Source organism: Sandaracinobacter sp. (genome assembly GCF_041909755.1).
Lineage (GTDB): Bacteria > Pseudomonadota > Alphaproteobacteria > Sphingomonadales > Sphingomonadaceae > Sandaracinobacteroides.
The window spans coordinates 1-1,312 of record NZ_JAYRCW010000132.1; the positions used below are offsets into that span (position 1 = coordinate 1).

General features: G+C 74.2%; 1 protein-coding gene and 1 pseudogene. Both read left to right on the forward strand.

The genetic code is table 11. The features are described 5' to 3' along the window. Nucleotides 1-971: anthranilate phosphoribosyltransferase (gene trpD, locus ACE3O8_RS12780; protein ID WP_374390337.1), on the forward strand; the 971-nt coding region annotated here is incomplete at its 5' end. 9 nt (nucleotides 972-980) lie between these two features. Next, nucleotides 981-1,312, forward strand: a pseudogene (locus ACE3O8_RS12785) (indole-3-glycerol-phosphate synthase TrpC); the annotation flags it as partial.

Consider the following 1,312-nt stretch of genomic DNA (forward strand, 5'->3'; position numbering starts at 1 on the left):
CAGACCCGCTGCGGCCGCTGGATCCGGAGGCCGCAGCCGACGCCTTCGACCGGATTCTGGGCGCGGACCTTGCCGACGCCGACATCGCCGCCTTCCTTGTCGCGCTGGCGGACCGGGGCGAGACGCCCGCCGAAATCGCGGCGGCCGCGCGGGTGATGCGGGCGCGGATGCGGCCCGTGGAGGGGCAGGACGGCGCCATCGACGTGTGCGGCACCGGGGGGGACGGATCGCACAGCCTGAACGTCTCCACCGCCGTCACCTTCGTGGTTGCGGCGTGCGGCGTGCCGGTCGCCAAGCATGGCAACAGGGGCGCGTCCTCGCGCTGCGGCACGGCGGACGTGCTGGAGGCGCTGGGCTGGCGGCCCGACCTGCCCGTGGCGCGGGCCGAAGCCTCGCTGAGGGAAACGGGCGTCGCCTTCCTGTTCGCGCAGGCGCATCATCCGGCGCTGGCGCGGGTGGCCCCGATCCGCCGGGCGCTGGGGCGGCGCACCATCTTCAACCTGCTGGGGCCTCTCGCCAATCCGGCGGGCGTGAGGCGGCAGATGATCGGCGTGTTCGCGCCGCACTGGACCCGGCCCGTCGCGGAAGCGGCGCTGGCGCTGGGCGCCGACAGCGTGCTGACCGTGCATGGCGGCGGGCTGGACGAGATCGCCGTTCATGCCGGCAGCCTGCTGGTGCGCGGCGGGACGGGCGGGCTTTCCGAAGAGGACTTCGTGCCCGAGGCGCACGGCCTTTCACGCCACCCGCGCGAGGCGATTGCGGGCGGCGACCCGGCGGAAAACGCCGCCGCCCTTCTGGACCTGTTCCGGGGCCGGGGCCGCGCGGCCTATCGGGATATCGTGCTGGCAAATGCGGCCGCCGCGCTGACGGTGGCCGGACGGGGCTGGCCCGACGCGCTGGCCGAAGCGCGCGACGCGCTGGACGGCGGGGCGGCGGCGGACCGCCTCGCGCAGTTTCTGTCTTTCCGCTAAGGGCCTGACATGGGTGACCGGCTGCAACCGATACTGGAGGCCAAGCGCGCGCATGTGGCGGCGCGCAAGGCCGTGCGACCGGCGGATTCGCTGGCGCTGGGCGCCTTCGGGCCGCCGCGCGGATTCGCCGCCGCGCTGCTGGCGGCGCGCGCGGCCGGCCGCTTTGGCCTGATCGCGGAAGTGAAGAAGGCGAGCCCATCCAAGGGGCTGATCCGGCCGCAGTTCGACCCGGAAGCCATCGCCGTTGCCTATGAGGCGGCCGGGGCGACCTGCCTTTCGGTGCTGACGGACGAGCCCTATTTCCAGGGCAAGGACGCCTATCTGGCGCTGGCGCGCCATGC